Below are 23,683 nucleotides of genomic sequence, written 5' to 3' on the forward strand. Positions count from 1 at the left end.
CCAAGGTGAGGACTCTGATGAGTAAGGACGAATGCACGGACATCTACCTCCGGAGGCAGGCACTCGGTTCCGAAAGTTTTCGATCACCGTCTGATCGCAGTGCAGACGGTATTGACATGCGAGAGAAGGGTCAATGCCGGGCACGTACAGCCACCAAAGCAGCAGATGGACGGCAGAAACTATCGGGTGATAAGTGAAACTTTCACAGCTAGCGGGACGTACCTACCGGTCGGTACTGTGATTTATCCAGAATAATCGTCCACCAGCCAGGAGTTCGGCGCATGTCCCTTTCGCACGCCCAGGTCCAGGCCCAGCTCACCGGCCCCGGCCAGCTGTTCGAGATGGAGGAGATCGGCGACACCGGGATACGTACGTGGAAGCACGCGCCGGCTCACTTCCGGGCGCTGCTGGAGATGAGCAGGTTCCACGGCGAGAAGGTCTTCCTCGTGTACGAGGACGAGCACATCACGTTCGAGGACCACTTCCGCCGCGCCGCCACCCTGGCGGGCCGCCTCATCGAGGAGTACGGCGTACGCAAGGGCGACCGGGTGGGCGTGGCCATGCGCAACTACCCCGAATGGGTGGTCTCGCTGTCGGCCGCGCTGGCGGCGGGGGCCGTCGCCGTACCGCTCAATGCCTGGTGGACGGAGGCCGAGCTGGCCTACGCCGTGAACGACTCGGGCATCAAGGTGCTGATCGCGGACGGCGAGCGTGCCGCCAGGCTGGCCTCGACGGGCGTCCCGCTGATCGTCACCCGGGGCGAGGCACCGGCGGGCGCGCGCGGGTTCGGCGACGCGATGGGCGAGGTCGCCGCCGATGTCCGGCTCCCCGACGTCGAGCTGTCCCCGGAGGACCCCGCGACGATCTTCTACACCTCCGGCACGACCGGCAACCCCAAGGGCGCGCTGGGCAGCCACCGCAACCTGGGCCAGTCCCCCATGACCGTCGCCTACGGCCTCATGCGGGCGGTGGCGATGGCGGGCAAGGACGTCGCGGCCGCGGCCGGCACCCGCAGGGTGACCCTGCTGACCGTTCCCCTGTTCCACGTCACGGGCTGCTTCTCGGCCCTGACCACCAGCATGTTCGGCGGCGGCGGGCTGGTGCTCATGTACAAGTGGGACCCCGAGCAGGCGCTGCGCCTGATCGAGCGCGAGCGCGTGACCGCCATGATCGGCGTGCCCACGAACGCCTGGCAGCTCATGTCCCACCCCGACTTCGGCAAGTACGACCTGTCGTCCCTGAGCACCCTCGGCTACGGCGGCGCCCCCGCCCCGCCCAAGCTCCTGGAGCGCATCACCCGGAACCTCCCCGACCGCGCCCCCTCCAACGGTTACGGCATGACCGAGACGACCGCCCTGGCCATCGGCAACGGCGGCGCCGACTACCAGGCCAGGCCCGACAGCATCGGCCTGCCCTCGCCCGTGGTGGACGTGCGCGTGGTGGACCCGATGGGCGAGGAGCTGCCGCCCGGCGAGGTGGGCGAGCTCTGCGTACGCGGCCCCAACGTCATCATGGGCTACTGGAACAAGCCGGAGGCCACGGCGCAGACCTTCGTGGACGGCTGGCTGCACACCGGCGACCTGGCCAAGATCGACGACGAGGGCTTCGTCTACATCGTCGACCGGGCCAAGGACATGGTGATCAGGGGCGGCGAGAACGTCTACTGCGCGGAGGTGGAGGCGGCCCTGTTCGAGCACCCCGCGGTGGACGACGCGGCGGTGATCGGCGTGCCGCACGAGGAGCTCGGGGAGGAGGTGGGCGCGGTCATCCGGCTGGCGCCGGGCGCCTCGGTCGCCACGGAGGAGCTCCAGTCGTTCCTCAAGGACCGGATCGCCAAGTTCAAGATCCCCGCCTACTTCTGGTTCCGGGAGGGCGAGCTGCCCCGCAACCCCGGCGGCAAGATCCTCAAGACCCACCTCCGCAGGGAGGTCCTGGGCGCGTAGCCCCATGAAATAGGTCGCCAGAATTCGGGGGAATTCTGGTGCGACATGCTGTATTTATGCCACGCCCGTCGATTACCTGGATGGCCTGCTATTGTGACGCACGGCGCCAATGGGGTGGCGTTCTCTGCGTGGAAATTCGGGGATAGTTGGCAATGCGCTGGCTCATTGGTGTGGTTGCTTGCGCGGTCCTGGCCGGGGTGCTGTCCGTGGAGAAAGGCTTCGCGGCTTTCCGCGCGACCACATCTTCCACAGGTACATGGGCTTCTGCCGCGAGTTATTCGAATGGCAACCTGACGTCCTGGGGTCAGAACAGCTCCGGGCAGCTCGGCATCGGCAACACGGTCGACAAGTCCAGCCCCGTGAACGTCGGGTCCGTCACCACATGGGCCAGGCCCGCCGCCGGCGGCGCGTTCGCCTGCGCCGTACGTACGGGCGGCACGCTGTGGTGCTGGGGCGACAACTCCAGCGGCCAGCTCGGGCTCGGCGACCTCGTCAACCGCACCGCTCCCGCCCAGGTCGGCACCGCCACCACCTGGTCCCTGGTGTCGGCGGGCGGCAAATTCGCCTGTGCCGTCCGCACCGACGGCACACTGTGGTGCTGGGGCGACAACTCCAGCGGCCAGCTCGGGCTCGGCGACCTCGTCAACCGCACCAGTCCGGCCCAGGTCGGTACCTTCACCACCTGGCAGTCGGTCACGACGGGAAAGGCTCACGCCTGCGGCTGGCGCACCGGTAACACGCTGTTCTGCTGGGGCGACAACTCCAGCGGCCAGCTCGGACTCGGCAACGCCATCAACCGCAGACTACCGGCCCAGGTCGGCGTGGTCGGTCCGTCGGAGTCGATCAGCGCGGGTGGTGCGCACACCTGTGCCGTACGCGTCAGCAGGACCCTGTGGTGCTGGGGCAACAACTCCAGCGGCCAGCTCGGGCTCGGCGACACCGGCAACCGCCTCAGCCCGGTCCAGGTCGGCAGCCTCGAGACGTGGGAGGAATCCCCGGCGTTGGGTGGGGCGCACACGTGCGCCCGGCAGGCCGGCACCAACCTGTGGTGCTGGGGGGACAACTCCAGCGGCCAGCTCGGGCTCGGCGACACCACCAACCGCACCAGCCCTGTGCAGGTCACGACGCCGAACACCTGGTCGTCCGTAACAGCGGGCGCCGCCCACACGTGCGGCAAGGGGACCACCGGCGGCACGGTGTGGTGCTGGGGGAACAACACCTACGGACAGCTCGGGCTGGGCGACCATGTCAACCGCAAGACCCCGGCGCAGCTGAGCGGGTTCTCGTCCGTCTCGGTCGTCACCGGACCGACCGCGTTCATGACGCTGGCCACCTCTTGATCGGAAATAGGCATTGTCTTGCACGATCCTCCCGTTCACCGTCATTTCCGCATGGGGAAAATGCCGGAACGAGAGCGATCAACTATGACGATTGAGAGGCGCATGTGGCGATAAAAGCGGACAAATTGAGAAGTGCATCCCGATTTCTGGCGATGCCCGTCGGGCTGATGCTCAGCGGGGTGCTCGTATGGCAGGCATCGAACGCGACTTTCGTCGGCAGCACCGCCAACACGGGCAACAACTGGACGGCCGGAACCGTCGGATTGACGAACGACAGCGGCGGCGTCCCGATGTTCCAGATCACCAACATGGTCCCGGGTGACTCCGGGTCCCACTGCATCAAGATCACCTCCAGCGCCAGCGTGCCCAGCACGGTCAAGCTCTACTCCGACGTGTCCGCCGTGCCGACCAACAACATCAGTTCGTACATCAACCTCACCATTGAGGAGGGCAACGGCGGCACGTACGCCAGCTGCGCGGCGTTCACGCCGGTGGGCGGGGCCGCGTACACCGGCACCCTCGCCAACTTCACCTCGACCAAGACGAGCTTCGCCAACGGAGTCGGGCCATGGTCGCTGACGGGGAACCCGCCGGAGAACCTGTCCTACCGCATTTCCTGGTCGTTCGACTCGTCCGCCCCCAACTCGACCGAGGACGGCTCCACGCCGCATGTCTCTTTCATCTGGGAAGCACAGAACAGCTGATCACGAGATCGGCCTGAGGGCGCGGCGTGCGGCGTTCGCGATCCGGCTCATCGGATTCACGGCGGCGCGCGCCGCGCTCGGCGTGCTCATCGGCCTGCTGACGTGGTCGCAACTGCCTGCCCTGCTTCCCGCGTGGCAGGCGGCCGTGATCCTCACCGGCTCCATGGGGCCGCGGATCATGCCGGGCGACGTGGTGGTCTACCAGCACGTGCCCGTGCATACGCTCAAGCCGGGTCAGGTGGTGCTCGTCCGTGACCACTCCCAGCCGACGCAGCTGCTGACGCATCGGGTGCACAAGATGCTGGCCAACGGCCACATCCTCACCTCGGGCGACGCGAACCTGACGCCCGACTCCACCTCCACGCCACCCGAGCAGGTCCTCGGGCTGGGACGGATCCACGTTCCCTGGATCGGCCTGCCCGTTCTCTGGTGGTATCGGGCGCGGTACTGGACGATGGCCCTCGGCGCGCTGGGCCTGGCTGTCCTCACGTATCTCGCCGCAACCCCGCGCCCACGTGGTGATGGAACGCGACCTCCAGCGGAGGGCATGTCCGAGGCCCCCGGTTGAGCAGCCTGGCGTCTACTTCATCGGGTGTGACGGCGCGGAGGTGAGCGGGTCCCAGGCGGCCATCGCGCAGGTGATGACCGCTTCCAGCTCGGCGCGGTCGGCGCCGTCGCGGGCTTGTACGGACAGGCCTTGCACCACGGTGGTGTAGTAGCGGGCGATGGCGTCGAGGCCGGCGGGCGGCGCGGTGAGGTCGCCGTCGGCGACGCCGCGGGCGAGCCGGTCCTTGACGGTGTTGAGCATGTCACGCCGGAGGTCGGCCAGGAACTCCCGGATCGCGTGGTTCTCCACGGCGCCGGTGGGCGCGGCCAGGATGAGCATGCAGTGGTGCGGCGTGTCCGGGCCGGTGATCACATCGGCGGTGGCGCGCAGCATGGCGTGGATCGCGGCGCGCGCGGTCGGCTGTTCGCGCAGCGCGCGCCTGGGCGGCTCGCCTGAGGTCGTGCCGTAGAGGGCCATGACCTTGCGGAACAGGTCCTGCTTGCTGCCGAAGCAGGCGTAGATGCTGGCCGAGGCGATCCCCATGGCCTGGGCCAGGTCGTTGAGCGAGGTGCCCTCGTAGCCGCGTTCCCAGAACAGGTCCAGCGCCGTGCGCAGGGCGGTGTCCGGGTCGAATGTGCGCGGCCTGCCGCGAGCAGCCATCCGCCGTCCCTCCAGATTTCTTTGTCGTTCGATCAACTTTACCTTGACCTGTGCCACAGCGTGCTGCACGATTTGTTGGTCGTTCGATAAATAATAGAAAGCCGGTCGTCATGAGCATCCCCTCCACCATGCGCGCGCTGCGGCAGACGTCACTGAGCGGCCCGCAGGACCTCCGCCTGATCACCGACGCGCCGGTACCGAGCCCGGGCCCGGGCGAGGTCCTGATCCGGGTCACCGCCGCCGGCGTCAACTTCGTCGACCTCTCCCAGGCCCGCGGCACATTCGCGGGCGGCCCGCGGCCGCCGTATCTGGCGGGCATCGAAGGCGCCGGCGAAATCGTCGCCGTTGGCGAGGGGGTGACCGACCTGCAGCCCGGCGCCCATGTCATCGGCGTCGGCGTCCACGGCGGCGCCTTCGCCGAGTACATGGTGCTGCCGGCGGCCGGCGCGGTCCCGGTGCCGGCGGGCTGGGCCGACGAGCAGGCCCTGGGCCTGGTCGTGAACTGGCCGACCGCGCTGGCGGCGCTCAAGCCGCTGGGCGGCCTCACCGCAGGGGAGACCGTGGTGATCCACGCCGCGGCCGGCGGGACCGGCCAGGCCGCGGTGAAGATGGCCAAGCACTACGGCGCGACGGTGATCGCCACGGCCTCGCCGGACAAGCACGAGGTGGTACGGGCGCTGGGCGCCGACCACGTCCTCGACTCCCGCGGCACCGACATCGCCGCCGAGGTCCTGGCCCTGACCGGCGGCGCGGGCGCCGACCTGGTCCTGGAGTCGGTCGGCGGCGCCACCCTCGACGCCAGCCTGGCCGCGACCAGGAGGGTCACCGGCCGGGTCGTCGTCTACGGCCTGGCCGGCGGCGAAGCCGCGATCACCAACTGGGAACTGGTCTACAAGCACCAGATCCACCTCATCGGCCTGAACATCGGCACCCTGATCCAGGCCGCACCGCAGATCTTCGGCGAGGTCATGGGCCGGTTGTCCGGACTACTCGCGGCCGGCGTGCTCGGCCCCGGCCGGCCCACCGTGCACGATCTGGCCGAGGGACCCAAAGCACTCGCGGAACTGGAAGCGCGGGCCACCGTGGGCAAGCTGGCACTACGGCCCTGAACAGACCCGAGTCCTGCTCGGAAGCCGCCCTCCATTACGTCACGGGTAATCGCGCTCCCTACGTCCCGGCTGGCATCGTTCAGGTGTCGCAAGAAACCGCCACAAAGGGGAGCCCGACATGACCACCGCCCTGACCGTCACCGCCGATCGGACGAAGTTCCTGCGCCTCGCGCTGGCCGCCGACGCCGTCGTCACCGGCGTCAACGGGCTGGTCTACCTCGCCTTCGCGGCCCCGGTGAGCGATCTGCTCGGCCCCGGCGCGGGCCTCCTGCGCGAGATCGGCGCCTTCCTCCTCGTGTACGGCGCCGCGGTCGGCCTCCTGGCCACCCGCCGCGCGATCAGCCCGGCCGCCACCAGAGCGGTCATCGCGCTGAACATCATCTGGACCCTGGGCAGCGTCGCCGCCGTCGTCACCGGCGTCGCCGGACTCACCACGGTCGGCGCGATCTGGACCATCGCCCAGGCCCTGGTGGTCGGAGTGTTCGCCGAACTTCAGATCACCGGCCTCCGCAAGACCCGCAACAACTGATGAACCGCAATAACTAAGACCCGATTGAAAGCAGAGGAAATGACCATGAGCCTCATCGACCGCTACATCGCCGCCTGGAACGAGACCGACGCCGAGGCCCGCGCCAAGGCCGTGGCCGAGCTGTGGACCGAGGACGCCACCTACACCGACCCGCTGGCCGACGTGAGCGGCCACGCCGGAATCGCCGCGGTGATCGAGGGCGCCCAGGGCATGTTCCCCGGCCTGGTGTTCAGCCCGGGCGAGGTGTACGACGCCCACCACCACATCGCCCGCTTCACCTGGCACCTCGGCCCTGAGGGCGGGGAGCCGGTCGCGGTCGGGTTCGACGTGGTGGAGCTGGCCGAGGACGGCCGGATCCGCTCGGTCCTCGGCTTCCTGGACAAGGTCCCGGCCGCCTGAACATCCCCCTCTCGAGGCCCCCGCTCCCTGCGGGGGCCTTCGGCTTTCCGGCTGAAAACGATTTGCCCAGATCACCTTCCACATCGGACAATTGACCCTCGTGCCCGATGGACTGAAGCGCCTGCTGCGCCAGCTCTCCATAGACCTGAGCCCGCTCCGCGACTCCCGCGACTACCGCCTCCTGTTCGGCTCAGGCGTCGTCACGATGTTCGGCACGTTGATCACCATGGTCGCGGTGCCGTACCAGATGAAGCAGCTCACGGACTCCTACCTGGCGGTCGGCCTGGTGAGCCTCGCGGAGTTCGTCCCGATGGTGGTGTGCGGCCTGTGGGGCGGGGCGATCGCCGACGCGCTCGACCGCCGCAAGATCATCTTCCTGAGCGAGCTGGGCCTGCTCGTCACCTCGGCCGCCCTCATGGTGAACGCGCTGCTCCCGAACCCCCAGGTCTGGATCCTGTACGTGATGGGCGCCATCTCCACGGGCATTTCCTGCCTGCAGCGGCCGAGCCTGGAGGCCGTCTTCCAGCAGGTGGTCAAGCACGAGCAGCAGGGCGCGGCGGCGGTGCTGTCGAGCATGCGCTGGAACTTCGGCGCCATCCTGGCCCCGGCCCTGGGCGGCCTGCTGGTGACGGCCTACGGCCCGGCGGCGGCGTACGGCATCGACACGCTGAGCTTCGTGCTGTCGCTGGTCCTGCTGTGGCGGATCAGGTCACTGCCGCCCGCTGAGAACGCCGCCCCGGCGTCGCTGAAGTCGCTGGTCGAGGGCGTGCGGTACGCGATGAGCCGCAGCGACCTGATGGGGACGTACCTGGTGGACATCGCCGCCATGGTGTTCGCGATGGCGACGTCGCTGTTCCCGTTCCTGGCCGACGAGCTGCGCGCCCCGCAGGCGCTGGGGCTGCTGTACTCGGCGGCGGCGGTGGGCGCGCTGATCGCCTCGCTCACCGGCGCCTGGACGGCCCGGGTCCAGCGCCAGGGCCTCGGCGTGATCGTGGCGGCGACCGTGTGGGGCGCGGGGGTGGCCCTGTGCGCGCTGGCCCCGAACGTCTGGGTCCTGGTCGTCTGCATCGCGCTCGCGGGCGCTGCCGACATGGTCAGCGGCATGCTCCGCATGACCATGTGGAACCAGACCATCCCGCAGGAGCTGCGCGGCCGCCTGGCCGGGATCGAGCTCCTGTCGTACGCGTCCGGCCCGATGCTGGGCAACGCCCGGGCCAGCCTGATGGCCAACATCGGCGGCACCCGCTTCTCCCTGGGATCGGGCGGCCTGCTCTGCGTGGCCGCCGTCCTCGGCCTGGCCGCCGCGCTGCCGAAGTTCCGCAGGTACGACGCCAGAACGGACGAGCACGCCCTGGCGGAGAAGGCCCGCAGGGAGGCGGCCGCCGCCTAGCTCACCGGTTCTCCGACTCGGCGAACGCCCGCAGCGCCTCGGCATCGGAGTAAACGCTGGTCACGTAGGCCGCCACCCACTCCTCGATCCCGTCGAACCCGCTCTCCCTGACCAGCCGCTCCCCCACCCGGGCCGCGTCGAGCGGGGTCCGGCGCAGGGTCACGGCCCCGGTCTCGCCGTCGAGCAGCGCCCAGTGCGCCCCATCCTTCCCGTACGGCATGCCGACGGACCCGGGGTTGACGACCAGCACCCGGTCGGCCAGCCGTACGAACGGCATGTGCGTGTTCCCCACCACCACGGTGTCGGCGCCCTCCCCCGCCAGCACTTCCGCCCACCGCTCCAGCGAACTGTCCACGAGGATCATCTCATCATCCCTGCGCGGCGTCGCGTGCACGAACAACGTGCTCCCCAGCCGCCCCAGCTCGACCACCTGCCGATCGGGCAGCCCGGCCAGCAACTCGACCTGATCGTCCCGCAGCTGCTCGGCCGCCCACTGCGACACGGGATACGGGCACTCCTTCCCCCGGACCGCCTCCACCAGCTCCCTGTCGGCGTTCCCGTTGACCCACAACGCCCGCTCACCCAGCGAGACGAGCACGTCGAGCGTCTCGACCGGCATCGGCCCCGCGGCCATGTCCCCGGTCAACACGATCAGATCGGCCCCGGCCACCTCGGGCTCGTCCAGCACGGCCTCGAGCGCGGGCAGCACTCCATGGATGTCGGACAACACAGCGATACGCATACGACCACTCTCCTACGCCCTGGAGCCTGTTCACGTCAACGAACGCTCATGCTGCGTATGTATCTATTCACAGTGCGTGAGCCCATGAGATTGGTAGCGTTGCACCATGACGGCCGAAGCGGTGACCCAGGAGAGGACGCATCCCTCGCTCCCGGACTGGGTGTTTCCTCCGCCGCAAGGGTTCGTCGCAGAAGATCTCGATCACCTTCCGGATTCTCCTGCGCACACAGAGTTGATTGATGGAAGCTTGGTCTTCGTGAGCCCCCAAGCCTCCTTCCATGCACTCATGGTCGATCTCCTCGTCGGCGCCCTGCGCCAAGCCACCCCGAAGGACTTCCGGGTGCGACGCGACATGAGCGTCATCCTGGGCCCACGCCAGCGCCCGGAGCCTGACGTGATGGTGATCAAGGCCGAAGCCGTGCGCGACGGCGACGAGACCTCCTACGAGGCTCGAGATGTGGTCCTCGTCATTGAGGTCGTCTGTCCCGCGTCCGAGGTCCGCGACCGTCACCGTAAACCGCAGCTCTACGCCAAAGCCGCAATTCAACACTTGTGGCGGATCGAGAAGAACGCAGGCAAGCCCGTGGTCTACGTCTACGAGCTGGACCCGGCAGCCAACACATACGTCACTACCGGCATTCACCGCGACGCTCTGAAGGTATCCGTGCCCTTCGAGCTGGCCATCGACCTCACCGAGATCGACCAGCTCTGAGCCGGCTCACCCCGCCTCGCGCCACCCCTCATACCGCTCCACCAGCTCATCCACCTTGGCCAGCGCACCCTCGTCAAGCCCTTCGACGACGACCAGCCACTGCGCGTCCTCGGCGTCGTCCTCCCCGGCAAGCGCCTCTCGCACCACCCGCGGCACCCCGAGCGCCGGGAACCACTCCTCGAGCGTCTCCGCCACCTCCTCGGCGTCATCCCGCTCGGCGAACACCAGAAACTGCCTCATCTTCCTCCCGCCTTCACATCCGCAAGCGTATGCAGTCGTTTACCTGGCGTGAACGCAATACATTGGTAGCGTTGGATCGTGACTGCCGAAGCGGTGATCGAAAAGATGACGCCTCCCTCGATGCCCGACTGGATCATCCCGCCGCCAGAGGGCTTCGTAGCAGAAGACCTCGATCACATTCCGGATTTGCCTGCGCACACAGAGTTGATTGATGGAAGCTTGGTCTTCGTGAGCCCCCAGCGACACTTCCACCAATTGGTCATCCGCCGGCTGTGCAACGCACTGGAAGATTTCATGCCAGCAGGCCACGAAGTGGTCCAGGAGATGAGCGTCAAGCTGGCTCGGCAGCAGCGCCCGGAGCCTGACCTGATCGTCGTGGGCCCCAACGCGATCATCGACGACAAGGTCGTATGCTTCCAGGCCGACGACGTCATCCTGGCTGTAGAGGTGGTCTCACCCGACTCCGAAGCGCGTGACAGAGAGCGCAAGCCCCTCCTCTACGCGAAGGCAGGGATTCCCCACTTCTGGCGAATTGAGAACGTCGACGGCAAGCCGGTTGTCTTCGTCTTCGAGCTCATTCCCGGCACACAGACCTACGCACCGGGTGGCGTCCACCACGACAGACTCAAGGTCACGGTTCCGTTCGACATCGACATCGATCTCACGAATCTGTACAAGGCAAGAACCCGCTAAGGGCTGGCACGGCACCAGCCGTACCAGCCCCATGGAAGCAGCTCAGGCGCTGCGCAGCTGAGCCCCCACGCGGTCGGCCGCCATGGCCACCGCCGCGTCGCGAGCCGCCGTCGTCTCCTCCACCGTCAGCGTCCGGTCCGCGGCCCGGAAGCGCATCGTGTACGCGAGCGACTTGTTGCCCGCGCCCACCTGCTCCCCCACGTACACGTCGAACAGCCGGATCGACTCCAGCAGTTCGCCCGCCCCGTCGCGCAGGGCGGCCTCCACGTCGGCGACCGGCGTGAAGTCGGGGACGATCAGCGCGACGTCCTGCGTGGCCACCGGGTAGGCCGACACCGCAGGCGTCTGGACCGGCCCGGGCATGGCGGCCTCCAGGCGGGAGATCTCCAGCTCCATGGCCACGGTCCGCTTGGGCAGCCCATACGCCTCGATGACGCGCGGGTGCAGCTCGCCCGCGTGTCCCACCAGCGTGTCGCCCACGTAGAGGGCGGCGCAGCGGCCGGGGTGCCAGGGCTCGTGCTGGTCGGCGCTGATCGACAGCTCCAGCCGGGCCTCGCCCGCGACCGCCCGGGCGGCCTGCACCGCGTCGGCCCAGGAGGCCTCGCGCCCGCCGCCCCACCAGCCGGACCGCTCGAACTCGCCGGCCAGCACCACCGCGACCCGCAGCGGCTGGTCGGGCAGGGCCGCCTCGATCGAGGCCAGCTCCTCGGCGGTCGGCCGGCGCTCGACCCCGAGCACCGGCGCCACCTCGGGAGCGCCCTCGCGCGGCCGATAGACCGGCCCCGTCTCGAACAGCGCCACGTCCGAGAAGCCGCGGCCGACGTTGCGCACCAGGGTCTTGAGCAGCCCTGGCAGCAGCGTCGTGCGCATCAGCGGCTCGTCCTCCGACAGCGGGTTGGCCAGCCGCATGGCGTGGCGGCGCGCGTCGTCGGCGGGCAGCAGCAGCCGGTCGAAGTCGTCGGGGCTGATGAACGGGTAGTTGAGCACCTCGACGTAGCCGCCCTCGGCCAGCGCCCGGCCGATCCGCCTGCGCAGCCGCTGCCCCTCGGTGAGGCCCGCGCCGGCGGGGGCGGACGGCAGCACCGACGGCAGGCTCTCGTAGCCCTCCAGCCGGATGACCTCTTCGGCCAGGTCGTTGGGGTCGGTGAGGTCGGGACGCCACGACGGCGGCGTCACCGTGATCATGTCGTCGCCGGTGACGGCCAGCTTGGCCGCCAGCGCGCCGCCGGTGACCACGCCGGTCGGGTCGACGCCGCCCTTGCGCACGGCCGGGTCGCTGCCGGGCGTCACGACGCAGCCGACCTGCTCCAGCCGGGCGATCACGGTGTCGCGGGAGTAGTCGACGCCCGCGACGGTGCCGGGGTAGCCGGACGGGATCGCGATGCGCGGCGGCGACACCTCGACCTCGGCGTGCGTGACCCCGGGCTGGATGGTGGCGCCGCCCAGCTCGGCCAGCAGCTGCACGGCCCGCCACGAGGCGACGAGCGGCAGCTCCCGGTCGACGCCGCGCTCGAACCGCTTGGACGCCTCCGACACCAGCCCGTGCCTGCGCGACTCGCGCGAGATGCCGGTCGCGGAGAAGTGGGCGGCCTCGATGACGATGTCGGTCGAGCCGTCGGAGATCTCGGTCTCGAGCCCGCCCATGGTGCCGGCCATCGAGATCGGCCCCGACTGGTCGGTGATGAGGATGTCGTCGGGGTCGAGCTCGCGTACGACGTGGTCGAGCGTCTCCAGGCGCTCGCCCGCCCCGGCCCGGCGCACGACGATCTCGCCCGTCAGCTTGTCGCGGTCGAACGCGTGCAGCGGCTGGCCCAGCTCCAGCATCAGGTAGTTGGTGATGTCAACGGCCAGCGACACGGGCCGCATGCCGGCGCGTGTGAGGCGTACCCGCATCCAGAGCGGGCTCTGGGCGGCCGGGTCGAAGCCGCGGACCTCGCGCAGCACGAACCTGTCGCAGGCGGTCGGGTCGGCGATCGAGGCCGGCCACGACGGGCCGGTCTCGGCGGGCGGCTCGACGCCGGCGGGGTCGCGGAACTCCACCCCGAACGCGGTCGCCACCTCGCGCGCGACGCCCCTGATCGACAGCGCGTAGCCGATGTCGGGCGTGATCTCCAGCTCGATGACCTCGTCACGCAGGCCGAGCAGCTCGACCACGTCCGCGCCGATCGGGGTGCCGGGCGGCAGCACCATGATGCCGCCGTGATCGTCACCGAGCCCGAGCTCGCGCTCGGAGCAGATCATGCCCTCCGACATGCGCCCGTACGTCTTGCGCGCCCCGACCTCGAACCCGCCGGGCAGCACGCCGCCGGGCAGCACGACGGGCACGCGGTCGCCGACGACGAAGTTGGTGGCGCCACAGACGATCTCGCGTGGCGTCGCCTCGCCCGTCTCGACCTTGCAGTGCCTGATCGGCTTCTTGAAGCCGGTCAGCTCCTCGATCTCGAGCACCTCGCCGACGACGACGTTCTTGACGTCGTGGCCGTGCGAGGAGATCGACTCCAGCTTGAGCCCGGCGGCGGTGAGCTTGTCGGCCACCTCGTGGGCGGTGGCCGCCGGGAGATCGACATACTCCCGCAGCCAGGAAAGCGGGACCTTCATCAGATCTCCATTCCGAACGGGAGGGTGAAGCGCACGTCCCCCTCGACCATGTCACGCATGTCCTCGGCGTTGTGGCGGAACATCAGCGTACGCTCGATGCCCATGCCGAACGCGAACCCCGAATACCGCGACGGATCGACCCCGCAGGCGACCAGCACGCGCGGGTTGACCATGCCGCAGCCGCCCCACTCGATCCAGCCCTCCGACTTGCAGGTGCGGCAGGGCGGGTTGCCGGGGACGGCCGAGGCGCCGCGGCAGACGAAGCACTTGAGGTCCATCTCGGCGGACGGCTCGGTGAACGGGAAGTAGTTGGGCCGGAACCGGGTCGTGATGCCCTTGCCGAACATCACCTCGGCGAAGCGGTCGAGCGTCCCCTTCAGGTGGGCCATGGTCAGGCCCTCGTCCACGGCCAGCCCCTCGGTCTGGTGGAAGACCGGCGTGTGGGTGGCGTCGAGCTCGTCGGTGCGGAACGTCTTGCCCGGCGAGATCACGTAGACCGGCAGCTCGCGCTGGAGCAGCGCGCGGATCTGCACCGGCGAGGTCTGCGTGCGCAGCACCATGCCGGAGTCGGTCGACCCCACGAAGAACGTGTCGTGGTCGGAACGGGCCGGGTGGTCCTTCGCGATGTTGAGAGCGTCGAAGTTGAACCACTCGCCTTCGAGGTCGGGCCCCTCGGCCACCTCGTATCCCATGGCGACGAACGCGTCGGCGATGCGCTCCTGCAGCGTGGTCAGCGGGTGGCGGGCACCGCGCGGCCGCCGGTCCCACGGCAGGGTGACGTCGACGCTCTCCTCGACGAGCACCCGCGCGTCACGCTCGGCCTCCAGCTCGGCCTGGCGGCCGGCGAGCGCCTCGTTGATCGCCTTGCGGGCGGTGCCGACGCGCTTGCCGGCCTCGGCGCGGGCGGCCGGCGGCAGGGCGCCGATCTCACGGTTGGCCAGGGCGATGGGCGAGCGGTCGCCGGCATGCGCCAGCCTGGCCTGCTTGAGTGCGTCGAGGCTGTCGGCCGCCTTGATCGCCGCGATGGCGTCGGCCTCCATGCGCGACACCTCGTCGGCATGCAACGGTGTCACCTCGACGGGGTCGTAGTCAGACAAGAGTGAGCTCCGTATCCAGGGCTTGAGCGGAAAAGAGTCTAGTGGGCCCGCCCACCGGGGCCGACTCGATCGCTACGGGGTGGCGAAGTCGGGCGTGCCGGTGGGCACGGTAAATCGAAACTCCGCCCCGCCCTCGGGCGCGCGCTGCACGGTGATCGTGCCGCCGTGCGCCTCGACCAGGCCCTTGACGATGAAGAGGCCGAGCCCGGTGCCGCCGCGCCTGCGGCTGTTGCCACCGCGCCAGAACTGCCTGAAGACGCGCGGGGCCAGCTCGGGCTCGATGCCCTCGCCCTCATCGCGCACCGACACGGCAACTCCCCATCCGACGGACTCGATCTCTATTGTCACAGTGCCACGCCCGTGACGCAGCGCGTTCTCCACCAGGTTACCCAGGATCTGGTCGATCTTGTCCTGGTCGAGCCACATTTCCGGCAGGTCATCGCCGACCACCAGACGGAAACGGTCCTCGGCCTCCCCTGCCGCGACCCGCCCGGCGACGAGCCGGCGCGCCCTGGCGGGGACGTCGACGACCTGGCGGCGCACCTCCAGCCGGCCCGACTCGATGCGCGAGACGTCGAGCAGCTCGGTGATGAGCCGGGTGACGCGGTCGGCGTCGTTGTTGACGGTCTCGAGCATGACCCGCTTCTGCTCGTCGGTGAAGCGGGACCACTTGGCCAGCATGGTCGCGGTGAACCCCTTGACGCTGGTCAGCGGCGAGCGCAGCTCGTGGGCCACGGTGGAGACCAGGTCGGCGCGGCTGCGCTCCAGCCGGGCACGGGCGCCGCCGTCGCGCAGGGTGATCGTGACGCGCTCGACCTCGCCGCAGCGCTCGGGCTCGCGTACGAGTCTGGCCGCGACGTAGAGCTCCTGGCCGCCGGGCAGGTGCAGCGGCCGCTCCGGCACCCTGCTCCTGATGGGCAGCCCGCCCTCGGGGTCGAGCGCCTTCCACCAGTCGCGCCCGTCGTGATCGCGGAAGGGGAACACGTCGTTCATGTGCCTGCCGACGGCGCGCTCCACGGCCACGCCGGTGAGCCTGGCGGCGGCCCGGTTGACGGCCAGCACACAGCCATATCGGTCAGTCACGATGAGGCCGTCGGGAAGGTCGTCGATGGCTATCGTGCACGCGGCGGCCACTACTCGCCCGTCGGTGTCTGCGCCGTGCACGACCTGCCTCCTCCGCCTACAACGCCGACAATAGCGGGTTTCCCGCCGCCTAGGGCACTCGCTGCGCCCTAGCAGAGGAGTAAAGGCATACCGCCGCGGCGGCGGCCAGGTTCAGGCTTTCAGCCTGTCCGTAGATGGGCACTCTGACCACATCGTCCGCCTCGGACAGTATCTCCTCCGGCAGCCCCCAAGCCTCGTTGCCGAAGATCCACGCGGTGGGTCCCGTGAGATCGACATCGTCGAGCGTGTGCTTGCCCGCGCCGTCAGCCGCCAGCACGCGCAGGCCCCGCTCCTTCAGTTGACGCACGGCGGCGCTCACCGGTGCACCGATGACGACGGGCAAGTGGAACAGGCTGCCGGCGCTGGCGCGCACACATTTCCCGTTGTACGGGTCGACGGAGGCGTCGGTGAAGATCACGGCGTCGGCGCCGGCCGCGTCGGCGGCCCGCATGACGGTGCCGGCGTTGCCGGGGTCGCGCACGTGGGCGAGCACGGCCACCAGGCGGGGCGTGCCTTTCAGGGCTTCGTCCAGGGACACGTGCACGAGCTTGCAGACGGCCACCAGCCCCTGCGGGGTCACGGTCTGGGACAGCTCCGCCATGACCTCGCCGCTGGCCCGGTGCACGGGCACGCCCTTGAGCGTGGCCTCGGTGATCAGCTCGGGGTGGCGCAGCTCGGCGTCGGCCGTGCTGAACAGCTCCAGCGGCACGCCCTCGAGCTTGAGCGCCTCGCGCACCGCCTGCGGCCCCTCGGCCAGGAACCTGCGGTCCTGATCTCTGAAGGCCCGCTTGGTGAGCCGCCTGGCCGCTTTCACCCGCGGCGACTTCACGTTGGTCAGCTCGGACCCGGCCATGGTCTCCCCCGTCGCATACAGCACTGTCGCATACAGCAAAGGGCCCACCGGCATCGGTGGGCCCCTCTGGTTAAAGCAATTGCCTCAGCTCGCGGCCGGAGCGTTCACGTTCGCCGGCAGCGCCTTCTTGGCGGCCTCGACGAGCGCGGCAAAGGTCTGGGCGTCGTTGACCGCGAGATCGGCGAGGATCTTGCGGTCGACCTCGACGCCGGCCAGGCGCAGACCCTGGATCAGACGGTTGTAGGTCATGCCGTTCTGGCGGGCAGCGGCGTTGATCCGCTGGATCCACAGACGGCGGAACGCACCCTTACGGTCCTTGCGGTCCCGGTAGGCGTACGTCATCGAGTGGAGCATCTGCTCCTTGGCCTTGCGGTAAAGACGTGACCGCTGGCCACGGTAACCGCTCGCCCTCTCGAGGACGACCCTGCGCTTCTTCTTGGCGTTGAGCGCCCGCTTCACGCGTGCCATGTTTCTTCTCCCCGGGGAATCGCGCTACTTGGCGAGCAGTTTCTTGATCTTCTTGGAATCGGCGTCGGAAAGGACGACCTCGTTCTTGAGACGGCGCGTCAGCGTGGATGACTTCCACTCGTTGTAGTGCGCGCGGTTGGCACGGCGACGCTTGATCTTGCCGGTGCCGGTAAGCCGGAACCGCTTCTTCGCACCGCTGTGCGTCTTCATCTTCGGCATGTCGCCGTCTCTCCTCGTTTCGGTCGTGCCTGGGGCCGGGCCGGTGCTGGGCCGACCCGGTCGCGGCGTCTTCGTCTGCTGGTGGCTGAATCGGGGCGCTCTGTAAGGCTAACCCCAACCGCAGGTCATCCTTCCTGTGGGGAAGGTTCCTCGCTGCCACGCTGCGCCTTGGCGGCGGCCTTTTCGGCCTTGGCCTCGGCCTTCTTCTTGTGCGGACCGATCACCATGATCATGTTACGGCCGTCCTGCTTGGCGTGGGACTCCACGAACCCCAGCTCCTGGACGTCGTCCGCCAGCCGCTGCAGCAGCCGGAAGCCGAGCTCCGGCCTGGACTGCTCGCGACCACGGAACATGATCGTGACTTTGACCTTGTCCCCCGCCTTGAGGAACCGCACCACGTGACCCTTCTTGGTCTCGTAGTCGTGCGGGTCGATCTTCGGCCGGAGCTTGATCTCCTTGATGATCGTGTGCGCCTGATTCTTGCGCGCCTCGCGCGCCTTCATCGCGGACTCGTACTTGAACTTGCCGTAGTCCATGAGCTTGCACACGGGCGGTCGAGCCGTGGCCGCGACCTCGACGAGGTCAAGGTCGGCCTCCTGGGCGAGCTTCAGGGCGTCGTGAATCGAGACGATGCCTACCTGCTCGCCGTTCGGGCCCACGAGGCGAACCTCGGGAACTCGGATACGCTCGTTGATGCGGGGCTCAGTGCTGATGGGGCCTCCTAGGTTGCGATCCCTACGTGCTCGTCGTGGCGGGGGCTCCTCGCTGAACGCGAAAAGCCCCGCACGTCGCGCATGCGGGGCCACTGAGCTCTTTGGCTTCGTGGCCTTGAGCTCCCCGGAGTAGTCCGGCGTGATCCTGGACCCGGACGCCTTTTCGGCGACTCAGGTGGGAGGGAGACCTCCGCTTGCGCGTCCAGCAAGGCATGCCGGACCGATCAGAGAGCTACATTACCACAACCACCAGAGTCTCTCGAATCATCCCGCCTGGCCAAGACCCTCACGATAGGCTTCTGTCCAGACTAGACAGAAAGGGGTCTCATGACCGCAATCCAGGCAGAGGTGACTAAATGGCAGCTACAAGAGGCCAAGCAGCACTTCAGTGAAGTCGTGAGGAAGGCCCACGACGAAGGCCCGCAGATCGTCACGCGGCATGGGAAGGAAGTGGCGGTGATCCTTGACATGGAGGAATACCGTCGTCTCAAGGCTGCCAAGCAGCCGGACTTCAGAAAGTTCCTGCTCGATGATCCGGACTGGCCGGACGATCTGGAGTTCCCACGCGACAAGGGTCTCCCGCGCGAAGTGGACCTCGGCTGGTGAGCGTCGGCTACATTCTCGACACCAACATCATCTCCGAGGTGCGCAAGCCACACGGCAACGTGCAGGTCAAGGGGTGGGTTGACGCATCTCTGGGAGCGACTCTCTACCTCAGTGTCATGTCGATCGGTGAGATCCGCTGGGGAATCGAGCAGCGACGCAAGAGCGATCCCCAGCAGGCTTTGGTGCTCGAAAGGTGGCTCGCCCGGCTCTTCCGCTCCTTCCAGGATCGGATCATCCCGATCACCAGCGAGGTCGCAGAGGAGTGGGGGCGCATGCGCTCCATGCGCACTCTCCCCGTCTCCGACGCGTTAATCGCGGCAACGGCCCGGATTCACGGCTGGAGCGTGGTCACCCGCAATGTGAAGGACTTCACGGATACCGGCGTGACCGTCATCAACCCGTTCGAGATGACCGTCTGACGAGCTCGGCCTCGCCGGCCGCGCGCATGGCCTCCACCGGCACGTCCGTACGGCCCGTCATCAGCTCCACCTGCCGCACCGCCTGGTGGAGCAGCATCGAGAACCCCCCGACCACGGCGCCGCCCGCGGCCTGGACCGCCGCCGCCGCGCTGGTCGGCCAGGGCGAGTAGACCACGTCGAAGAGCGCGGGCACCCGCGCCAGCCGGTCGGCGAACGCGTCAGCCGCCCCGCCGGGCAGCGTCGACACCACCAGGTCCACCCGGGTCAGTGCGTCGAGCTTGTCGAACGTCTCCACCGCCAGCGCCACACCCAGCCGCTCGGCCACCTCCACCGTCTCACCCGCCCGCGCGGGGTCGCGCACCAGCAGCGTCGCGGAGAACAGCCCGAGGTTGCGCAGCGCCGCCAGCGCCGAGGCCGCCGTGGCCCCTCCGCCCAGCACGGTCGCCGAGCGCGGCGCGGGCACCCCGGCCTCGGCCAGCGCCTGCTCGATGCCGTGGACGTCAGTGTTGTGGCCGTGCCGCAGCCCGTCGCGGAACACCACGGTGTTGGCGCCGCCGACCTCCAGGGCGAGCTCGGACACGGTGTCGAGCAAGGGCAGCACGGCCCGCTTGAGCGGCATGGTCAGCGACAGCCCCGCCCAGGCGTCCTCGTCGCCGGCCTGCTTGCCGCGCACCGGCGCCAGCTCACCCAGCAGTCCGGGCAGCCGCGCCTCATCGCACTCGAACGCCTCGTAGCTCCACCCGTCGAGCCCCATCGCCTCGTACGCGGCCCGATGCAGGTAGGGCGAGAGGGAATGACCGATGGGCGAGCCCATCACCGCAGCCCGCATGCACACTCCTTCCGAACATGCACGACCCTATCGCGGGCGCCTCTCACGACGCCCCGGATGGGCCCGCCCACGACGGTGCGGTGGGCGGGCGCCGGAGGTCAGCCGCCGCAGCCGCCGTTCCTGGTGCACTTGGCCAGCAGCGCCTGACGCTCGGCCTCGGTCGTCGCGAACTCAGTGACGCCGCCGCCATTGGGGTCGGTGGCCACGAAGAACAGCCAGGGGCCCTTTGCCGGGTTGAGCGCGGCCTCGATGGCGTGGTCGCCGGGGTTGGAGATCGGGCCGGGCGGCAGCCCCGCGTACTTGTAGGTGTTGTAGCGGGACGGGGTCTCCAGCTCGGCGTGGGTGGCGTAGGTGCGGTACTTGCCGAGGGCGTACATGACCGTGCTGTCCATCTTCAGGTTCATCGGCGGCTTGAGCTCGAGCCGGTTGTAGATGACGCGGGCGATCTTCGGCATGTCCTCGGCCCGGCCGGCTTCGGCCTGCACGATGCTCGCGATGGTCATGATTTGGTGCGGCGTGTAGCCGAGCGCCTTGGCGCCGCCCGCGAGGTCCATGGTCTCGGCGGTCTGGTTGAACCGCTTGACCATGGCCGCCAGCATCTGCGTGGGCGTGGTCTTGGGCTGGAACTCGTACGTGGCCGGGAAGGCGTAGCCCTCGAGGTTTTTCTTGGCGTACGGCGGCAGGTCGAGGTCGCCGACGTCCTTGGCCGCGGCGGTGAACTCCTTGACAGGCTTGCCCGTCGCCTTGGCGAGCGTGTTCAGGGTGTCGGAAAGGCGCAGGCCCTCCTTGATCGTCACCCTGGCCAGCAGCCGGTTCTCCGGGCCGAGCATCGACACGGCCTGCGCGGCCGCCATCCGCTTGCGCAACTTGTACGAGCCGGGCTGCAGCGAGCCGCTCTTGTTGGCGTTGCCGATCGCGTTGATGAACGCCTTGGCGCTGGCCACGACCCCTTGGCGCTCCAGCTCCTGCGCCACCTCGGATGCGCTCTGGCCGTCCTTGATCTCCACGACGACCTCGCCGCTGCCCTGACCGGTGTAGTCGTCGGGCACGAGCGCGTCACTGAGCCACAGGTAGCCGTAGTATCCGCCGCCGCCGATGATGCCCGCCAGCACGACGAAGGCGAGCAGCGGCGCTATGAAGCCGCCCCGGTTGCGGCGCCTGCGCCGCCGGCGCCCGCCACGCTTACTGGAACCGCGAGGACGGCGCCGGGCACGACCCTCGTCGTCCTCGGCGCCGAGCAGAGTGTTCAGATCGAGATCGTTCATAGGTGCGCTGGCCAATCTCCCGGTACGGCCAGCCAGGCGTCAAGCGAAACTGCTGAACCGGCTGGTGTCGTCACCGAGCGGAACGGGGGGATCCGCCGGACATGCTCCCACGACCAGCGGAGAGCACTCTGAGTAGCCATGCTAAAGGATGGAAAGAGGGCGCATGTCCAGTTTGGTGCTATTTGCGCCGGAACGGGGGGAGTTCCGTCGAACATCAGTTCGTCCCGAGGTTCTTTTTCAACTCTTCTCGGTATCTCACGAACTCGCTCTCTTTGTTAGTGAATTTGGTGATTCTATGCGCGGGATCCGTCGTGACAAACCAGTGCCAATCGCCACTTGCCGGGTTCAGGGCCGCTAGCAGCGCCTTCTCCCCCGGATTCGCGATGGGTCCCGGCGGCAGTCCCTTGTGACGATACGTGTTGTACGGGGAGTCGACCTTGGTGTCGCTCTCCGTGATCCTCAGGCTCCGGCGGTTCTGGGCGTACAACACGGTGCTGTCGATCTCCAGCTTGGTGCCCTTCTGGAGGCGGTTGTAGATCACTCTGGAGATCTTCGGGTAGTCCGCGTCCGTCCCGCCCTCGGCCTGGATCATGCTGGCCACCGTGACCGCCTCCAGCGGGGTCAGGTGCCTGCGCGCCGCCTGCTCCTCCAGGCCCACCTGCCGCGCGGCGACCCCGAACCGCTCCACCATCGCCGCCAGCACGTCCACGGCCTTGTCGCCGGGCTCGATCTCGTACGTCGCCGGGAACAGGAATCCTTCGAGCCCCGGGGCGTATTTGGGCAGCCCGACGAGGCCCTTGTCGACGCTCTGCAGCTCCTTGAGCGGCAGCCCGGTCTGCTTGGCCACCCGGGCGAGCACCTCGGACGTCCGCATGCCCTCGGGGATCGTGACCCGCCGCACGACCCTGGAGGCCGGGGCGAGGAGCAGGTCGAGCGCCGCCCCGGCCTCCATGCCCTTACGCAGCCGATAGTGTCCCGGCTGCAGCCGGTTGGCGACCGCGCGCTCCTCCGCCACCCGCACGAACGACCGCGCGCTGGCCACCACTCCGGCGTCGGCCAGCGTGGAGCCGACGTCCTCCGCGCTGGAGCCCGGCGCGATCCGCACCGTCACGACGCCGCTGCCGGGCCCGTCGAAGTCGTCGGGGCTGAGGTACGGCTTGAGCACCACGATCGCTCCCGCCCCCAGCGCCACCAGGCCCGCGACCAGGCCCGCGGAGACGATCCCGGCCTTGCGGAGGGCCTGCCTGCGGCGTGCCGGCACGGTCATGGTCTCCGCCGGCCCTGCCTCAGCTCGAAACCCGGGCTCCGGCGCCACCGCCCGCGGCTCGCGCTCCGCCCGAGGCTCCGGCCCTGTCCCCGGCTCGTGCTCCCGCTCCGGCGCCGGCTCCGGTACGGTCCCTGCGCCCGGTGCGGTTTCTGCACCCAATGCGGTCCCTGCGCCCGGTGCGGCTCCTGCCCCGAACTCGACCCCCGCCTCCGGCGGGGTCGCTGCTTGGGGTGCCGCCGCTGCCTCGGGCGCCGCCGCTGCATCGGGCGCCGCCGCTGTTTCGGGCGCCGCCGCTGCATCGGGCGCGGTATCCGTCTCCGGCACGGTCCCCGCCACCGGCGTGGCGGCTGCCTCGGACTCGGCCGCCGCCTCGGGCTCACCCTCCGACTGGAGATCGGCCACTCCGGGCTCCGGCTCCGACTGGAGATCGGCACGCGACTCGAGACCAGACTCGGCCTCGAGCTGCGGCGGCTCCGGTTCCTCCGTCGTGGAGTCGTCGGAGCTGAACGGGATCACATCGCCGACGTCGTACTCGTCCTCAGGCGGCCGGTTCACGCGACCACCCCGCAGTCTCCCTGCCGGGACGCCGCAGAGCGGAACTCCGGTGAGAGCCGTACGGACCGGGGTCCCACCGCAGCCTCCGACGGCCCGCATGGGCACGCCTTCGGCGCGGGTGCGACCCCCGGGACGCGCGCGCTCATGAGGCAGGTCCGTCGGCCGCTGGGGGCGGTGCGACGGGCCTGCCTGGGGGTCTTTCCGTGGCACGCTCGGAGTCGAGCGCGTCCTGCAGCAGCACGACCGCGGCCGCCTGGTCGATGACGCCGCGCTGCTTCTTGGCCTTCACGCCGCTGGCCCGCAGCCCCTGCGTCGCGGCGACCGTGGTCAGCCGCTCGTCGAACAACCGCACGGGCGTGGGCGCGAGCCGGACCGCGAGGTCGGCGGCGAACTGGCGGGCCAGCGCGGCCGCCTGCCCCTCGCGTCCGGACAGCGAGGTGGGCAGCCCCACGATCACCTCGATCGCCTCGTACTCGGAGACGATCGCGGCGATGCGGGTGAGGTCGCCCTTGCCCCGCTTGACGGTCTCGACCGGCGTGGCCAGCAGCCCGGAAGGGTCACTACGGGCCACGCCGATGCGTACGGAACCGACGTCCACGCCGATCCGTGTGCCGAACCTCAT

26 protein-coding genes are annotated in these 23,683 nt (G+C 69.2%); 12 read left to right on the plus strand and 14 right to left on the minus strand.

The window, feature by feature from the left end; genetic code table 11:
* Window positions 1-281 precede the first annotated feature (281 nt).
* From AB0J64_RS17480 to AB0J64_RS17495, 4 genes are all read left to right on the plus strand, one after another.
* The gene (locus AB0J64_RS17480; RefSeq protein WP_364027637.1) at window positions 282-1,943 is read left to right on the plus strand and encodes a class I adenylate-forming enzyme family protein; all 1,662 of its coding nucleotides are present in this window, start codon (window positions 282-284) and stop codon (window positions 1,941-1,943) included.
* Window positions 1,944-2,095: 152 nt separating this feature from the next.
* On the plus strand, window positions 2,096-3,283 hold the full coding sequence (locus AB0J64_RS17485) for a hypothetical protein (protein ID WP_364027640.1): 1,188 nt from the start codon (window positions 2,096-2,098) through the stop codon (window positions 3,281-3,283).
* Between the two features lie 152 nt (window positions 3,284-3,435).
* Window positions 3,436-3,987 (plus strand): hypothetical protein, encoded by a 552-nt coding sequence (locus AB0J64_RS17490; RefSeq protein WP_364027643.1) that lies wholly within the window; start codon window positions 3,436-3,438, stop codon window positions 3,985-3,987.
* Window positions 3,953-4,555 (plus strand): signal peptidase I, encoded by a 603-nt coding sequence (locus tag AB0J64_RS17495; protein WP_364027646.1) that lies wholly within the window; start codon window positions 3,953-3,955, stop codon window positions 4,553-4,555. The genes AB0J64_RS17490 and AB0J64_RS17495 overlap by 35 nt, the downstream gene beginning before the upstream one ends.
* 12 nt (window positions 4,556-4,567) lie before the next feature.
* On the opposite strand, the gene AB0J64_RS17500 is transcribed toward AB0J64_RS17495, so the two are convergent.
* Complete coding sequence (locus AB0J64_RS17500; RefSeq protein WP_364027649.1) at window positions 4,568-5,194, minus strand: TetR/AcrR family transcriptional regulator; 627 nt, start codon at window positions 5,192-5,194, stop codon at window positions 4,568-4,570.
* Window positions 5,195-5,304: 110 nt separating this feature from the next.
* Between AB0J64_RS17500 and AB0J64_RS17505 the strand changes: the two genes are divergently transcribed.
* From AB0J64_RS17505 to AB0J64_RS17520, 4 genes are all read left to right on the plus strand, one after another.
* A complete protein-coding gene (locus AB0J64_RS17505) occupies window positions 5,305-6,303 on the plus strand; it encodes an NADPH:quinone oxidoreductase family protein (RefSeq protein ID WP_364027652.1) in 999 nt (332 codons plus the stop codon).
* Between the two features lie 118 nt (window positions 6,304-6,421).
* A complete protein-coding gene (locus AB0J64_RS17510) occupies window positions 6,422-6,832 on the plus strand; it encodes a hypothetical protein (RefSeq protein WP_364027655.1) in 411 nt (136 codons plus the stop codon).
* A 45-nt stretch (window positions 6,833-6,877) separates the two neighbouring features.
* Entirely contained in the window at window positions 6,878-7,231 is a 354-nt protein-coding gene (locus tag AB0J64_RS17515; RefSeq protein WP_344994864.1) for a nuclear transport factor 2 family protein, read from the plus strand.
* Window positions 7,232-7,331: 100 nt separating this feature from the next.
* Window positions 7,332-8,621 carry an MFS transporter gene (locus AB0J64_RS17520; RefSeq protein WP_364027658.1) on the plus strand — a complete coding sequence of 430 codons (1,290 nt, stop codon included), beginning with the start codon at window positions 7,332-7,334 and terminating at the stop codon, window positions 8,619-8,621.
* Window position 8,622: 1 nt separating this feature from the next.
* On the opposite strand, the gene AB0J64_RS17525 is transcribed toward AB0J64_RS17520, so the two are convergent.
* Window positions 8,623-9,363 (minus strand): metallophosphoesterase family protein, encoded by a 741-nt coding sequence (locus AB0J64_RS17525; protein WP_364027661.1) that lies wholly within the window; start codon window positions 9,361-9,363, stop codon window positions 8,623-8,625.
* A gap of 106 nt (window positions 9,364-9,469) precedes the next feature.
* On the opposite strand from AB0J64_RS17525, the gene AB0J64_RS17530 reads away from it, so the two are divergent.
* Window positions 9,470-10,075 (plus strand): Uma2 family endonuclease, encoded by a 606-nt coding sequence (locus AB0J64_RS17530; protein WP_364027664.1) that lies wholly within the window; start codon window positions 9,470-9,472, stop codon window positions 10,073-10,075.
* 6 nt (window positions 10,076-10,081) lie between these two features.
* Here the strand turns inward: AB0J64_RS17530 and AB0J64_RS17535 are convergent, their stop codons facing one another.
* Window positions 10,082-10,315 carry a hypothetical protein gene (locus AB0J64_RS17535; RefSeq protein ID WP_364027667.1) on the minus strand — a complete coding sequence of 78 codons (234 nt, stop codon included), beginning with the start codon at window positions 10,313-10,315 and terminating at the stop codon, window positions 10,082-10,084.
* Window positions 10,316-10,393: 78 nt separating this feature from the next.
* Here AB0J64_RS17535 and AB0J64_RS17540 point away from each other — a divergent pair, with 78 nt between their 5' ends.
* The gene (locus tag AB0J64_RS17540; protein ID WP_364027670.1) at window positions 10,394-11,008 is read left to right on the plus strand and encodes a Uma2 family endonuclease; all 615 of its coding nucleotides are present in this window, start codon (window positions 10,394-10,396) and stop codon (window positions 11,006-11,008) included.
* A 42-nt stretch (window positions 11,009-11,050) separates the two neighbouring features.
* On the opposite strand, the gene AB0J64_RS17545 is transcribed toward AB0J64_RS17540, so the two are convergent.
* From AB0J64_RS17545 to infC, 7 genes are all read right to left on the minus strand, one after another.
* Window positions 11,051-13,606 (minus strand): phenylalanine--tRNA ligase subunit beta, encoded by a 2,556-nt coding sequence (locus AB0J64_RS17545; RefSeq protein ID WP_364027673.1) that lies wholly within the window; start codon window positions 13,604-13,606, stop codon window positions 11,051-11,053.
* Window positions 13,606-14,646, minus strand: a complete 1,041-nt coding sequence (gene pheS, locus AB0J64_RS17550; RefSeq protein WP_344996021.1) for a phenylalanine--tRNA ligase subunit alpha — start codon at window positions 14,644-14,646, stop codon at window positions 13,606-13,608. Before pheS ends, AB0J64_RS17545 begins: the two co-directional genes overlap by 1 nt.
* 129 nt (window positions 14,647-14,775) lie before the next feature.
* On the minus strand, window positions 14,776-15,867 hold the full coding sequence (locus AB0J64_RS17555) for an ATP-binding protein (protein WP_364027676.1): 1,092 nt from the start codon (window positions 15,865-15,867) through the stop codon (window positions 14,776-14,778).
* Between the two features lie 49 nt (window positions 15,868-15,916).
* On the minus strand, window positions 15,917-16,720 hold the full coding sequence (locus tag AB0J64_RS17560) for an RNA methyltransferase (RefSeq protein ID WP_364027882.1): 804 nt from the start codon (window positions 16,718-16,720) through the stop codon (window positions 15,917-15,919).
* An 84-nt stretch (window positions 16,721-16,804) separates the two neighbouring features.
* Window positions 16,805-17,188, minus strand: a complete 384-nt coding sequence (gene rplT / locus AB0J64_RS17565; RefSeq protein ID WP_364027679.1) for a 50S ribosomal protein L20 — start codon at window positions 17,186-17,188, stop codon at window positions 16,805-16,807.
* 24 nt (window positions 17,189-17,212) lie between these two features.
* Window positions 17,213-17,407 (minus strand): 50S ribosomal protein L35, encoded by a 195-nt coding sequence (gene rpmI / locus AB0J64_RS17570; protein WP_043622108.1) that lies wholly within the window; start codon window positions 17,405-17,407, stop codon window positions 17,213-17,215.
* A gap of 125 nt (window positions 17,408-17,532) precedes the next feature.
* Window positions 17,533-18,120, minus strand: coding sequence for a translation initiation factor IF-3 (gene infC / locus AB0J64_RS17575; protein ID WP_364027885.1), 588 nt, complete (start codon window positions 18,118-18,120; stop codon window positions 17,533-17,535).
* 327 nt (window positions 18,121-18,447) lie between these two features.
* On the opposite strand from infC, the gene AB0J64_RS17580 reads away from it, so the two are divergent.
* Both AB0J64_RS17580 and AB0J64_RS17585 read left to right on the plus strand, forming a co-directional pair.
* Window positions 18,448-18,726, plus strand: a complete 279-nt coding sequence (locus tag AB0J64_RS17580) for a type II toxin-antitoxin system Phd/YefM family antitoxin (protein WP_364027682.1) — start codon at window positions 18,448-18,450, stop codon at window positions 18,724-18,726.
* Window positions 18,723-19,145: a type II toxin-antitoxin system VapC family toxin gene (locus AB0J64_RS17585; RefSeq protein WP_364027685.1), complete on the plus strand. Its 423-nt coding sequence runs from the start codon at window positions 18,723-18,725 to the stop codon at window positions 19,143-19,145. Before AB0J64_RS17580 ends, AB0J64_RS17585 begins: the two co-directional genes overlap by 4 nt.
* Here the strand turns inward: AB0J64_RS17585 and AB0J64_RS17590 are convergent.
* The 4 genes from AB0J64_RS17590 to ruvX form a co-directional block, all read right to left on the minus strand.
* Window positions 19,120-19,974 carry a shikimate dehydrogenase gene (locus tag AB0J64_RS17590; RefSeq protein ID WP_364027687.1) on the minus strand — a complete coding sequence of 285 codons (855 nt, stop codon included), beginning with the start codon at window positions 19,972-19,974 and terminating at the stop codon, window positions 19,120-19,122. The two genes, AB0J64_RS17585 and AB0J64_RS17590, sit on opposite strands and share 26 nt — an antisense overlap.
* A 98-nt stretch (window positions 19,975-20,072) precedes the next feature.
* The gene (mltG, locus tag AB0J64_RS17595; protein WP_364027690.1) at window positions 20,073-21,239 is read right to left on the minus strand and encodes an endolytic transglycosylase MltG; all 1,167 of its coding nucleotides are present in this window, start codon (window positions 21,237-21,239) and stop codon (window positions 20,073-20,075) included.
* Between the two features lie 214 nt (window positions 21,240-21,453).
* Entirely contained in the window at window positions 21,454-23,061 is a 1,608-nt protein-coding gene (mltG, locus tag AB0J64_RS17600) for an endolytic transglycosylase MltG (RefSeq protein ID WP_364027693.1), read from the minus strand.
* 142 nt (window positions 23,062-23,203) lie between these two features.
* Window positions 23,204-23,683, minus strand: a complete 480-nt coding sequence (gene ruvX, locus AB0J64_RS17605) for a Holliday junction resolvase RuvX (protein ID WP_364027696.1) — start codon at window positions 23,681-23,683, stop codon at window positions 23,204-23,206.

The organism is Nonomuraea sp. NPDC049695, from assembly GCF_040674955.1.
Lineage (GTDB): Bacteria > Actinomycetota > Actinomycetes > Streptosporangiales > Streptosporangiaceae > Nonomuraea > Nonomuraea helvata.

Coding starts and splice junctions, on each gene's coding strand:
- AB0J64_RS17495 (WP_364027646.1), top strand. CDS start 3,953: ATGTCTCTTTCATCTGGGAAGCACAGAACAGCTGATCACGAGATCGGC.
- AB0J64_RS17510 (WP_364027655.1), top strand. CDS start 6,422: ATGACCACCGCCCTGACCGTCACCGCCGATCGGACGAAGTTCCTGCGC.
- AB0J64_RS17545 (WP_364027673.1), bottom strand. CDS start 13,606: ATGAAGGTCCCGCTTTCCTGGCTGCGGGAGTATGTCGATCTCCCGGCG.
- AB0J64_RS17490 (WP_364027643.1), top strand. CDS start 3,436: ATGCCCGTCGGGCTGATGCTCAGCGGGGTGCTCGTATGGCAGGCATCG.
- AB0J64_RS17530 (WP_364027664.1), top strand. CDS start 9,470: ATGACGGCCGAAGCGGTGACCCAGGAGAGGACGCATCCCTCGCTCCCG.
- mltG (WP_364027690.1), bottom strand. CDS start 21,239: ATGAACGATCTCGATCTGAACACTCTGCTCGGCGCCGAGGACGACGAG.
- AB0J64_RS17480 (WP_364027637.1), top strand. CDS start 282: ATGTCCCTTTCGCACGCCCAGGTCCAGGCCCAGCTCACCGGCCCCGGC.
- rpmI (WP_043622108.1), bottom strand. CDS start 17,407: ATGCCGAAGATGAAGACGCACAGCGGTGCGAAGAAGCGGTTCCGGCTT.
- AB0J64_RS17525 (WP_364027661.1), bottom strand. CDS start 9,363: ATGCGTATCGCTGTGTTGTCCGACATCCATGGAGTGCTGCCCGCGCTC.
- rplT (WP_364027679.1), bottom strand. CDS start 17,188: ATGGCACGCGTGAAGCGGGCGCTCAACGCCAAGAAGAAGCGCAGGGTC.
- ruvX (WP_364027696.1), bottom strand. CDS start 23,683: ATGAGGTTCGGCACACGGATCGGCGTGGACGTCGGTTCCGTACGCATC.
- AB0J64_RS17505 (WP_364027652.1), top strand. CDS start 5,305: ATGAGCATCCCCTCCACCATGCGCGCGCTGCGGCAGACGTCACTGAGC.
- AB0J64_RS17485 (WP_364027640.1), top strand. CDS start 2,096: ATGCGCTGGCTCATTGGTGTGGTTGCTTGCGCGGTCCTGGCCGGGGTG.
- AB0J64_RS17560 (WP_364027882.1), bottom strand. CDS start 16,720: ATGGCCGGGTCCGAGCTGACCAACGTGAAGTCGCCGCGGGTGAAAGCG.
- AB0J64_RS17580 (WP_364027682.1), top strand. CDS start 18,448: ATGACCGCAATCCAGGCAGAGGTGACTAAATGGCAGCTACAAGAGGCC.
- AB0J64_RS17590 (WP_364027687.1), bottom strand. CDS start 19,974: ATGCGGGCTGCGGTGATGGGCTCGCCCATCGGTCATTCCCTCTCGCCC.
- AB0J64_RS17515 (WP_344994864.1), top strand. CDS start 6,878: ATGAGCCTCATCGACCGCTACATCGCCGCCTGGAACGAGACCGACGCC.
- AB0J64_RS17500 (WP_364027649.1), bottom strand. CDS start 5,194: ATGGCTGCTCGCGGCAGGCCGCGCACATTCGACCCGGACACCGCCCTG.
- pheS (WP_344996021.1), bottom strand. CDS start 14,646: ATGGAGGCCGACGCCATCGCGGCGATCAAGGCGGCCGACAGCCTCGAC.
- AB0J64_RS17535 (WP_364027667.1), bottom strand. CDS start 10,315: ATGAGGCAGTTTCTGGTGTTCGCCGAGCGGGATGACGCCGAGGAGGTG.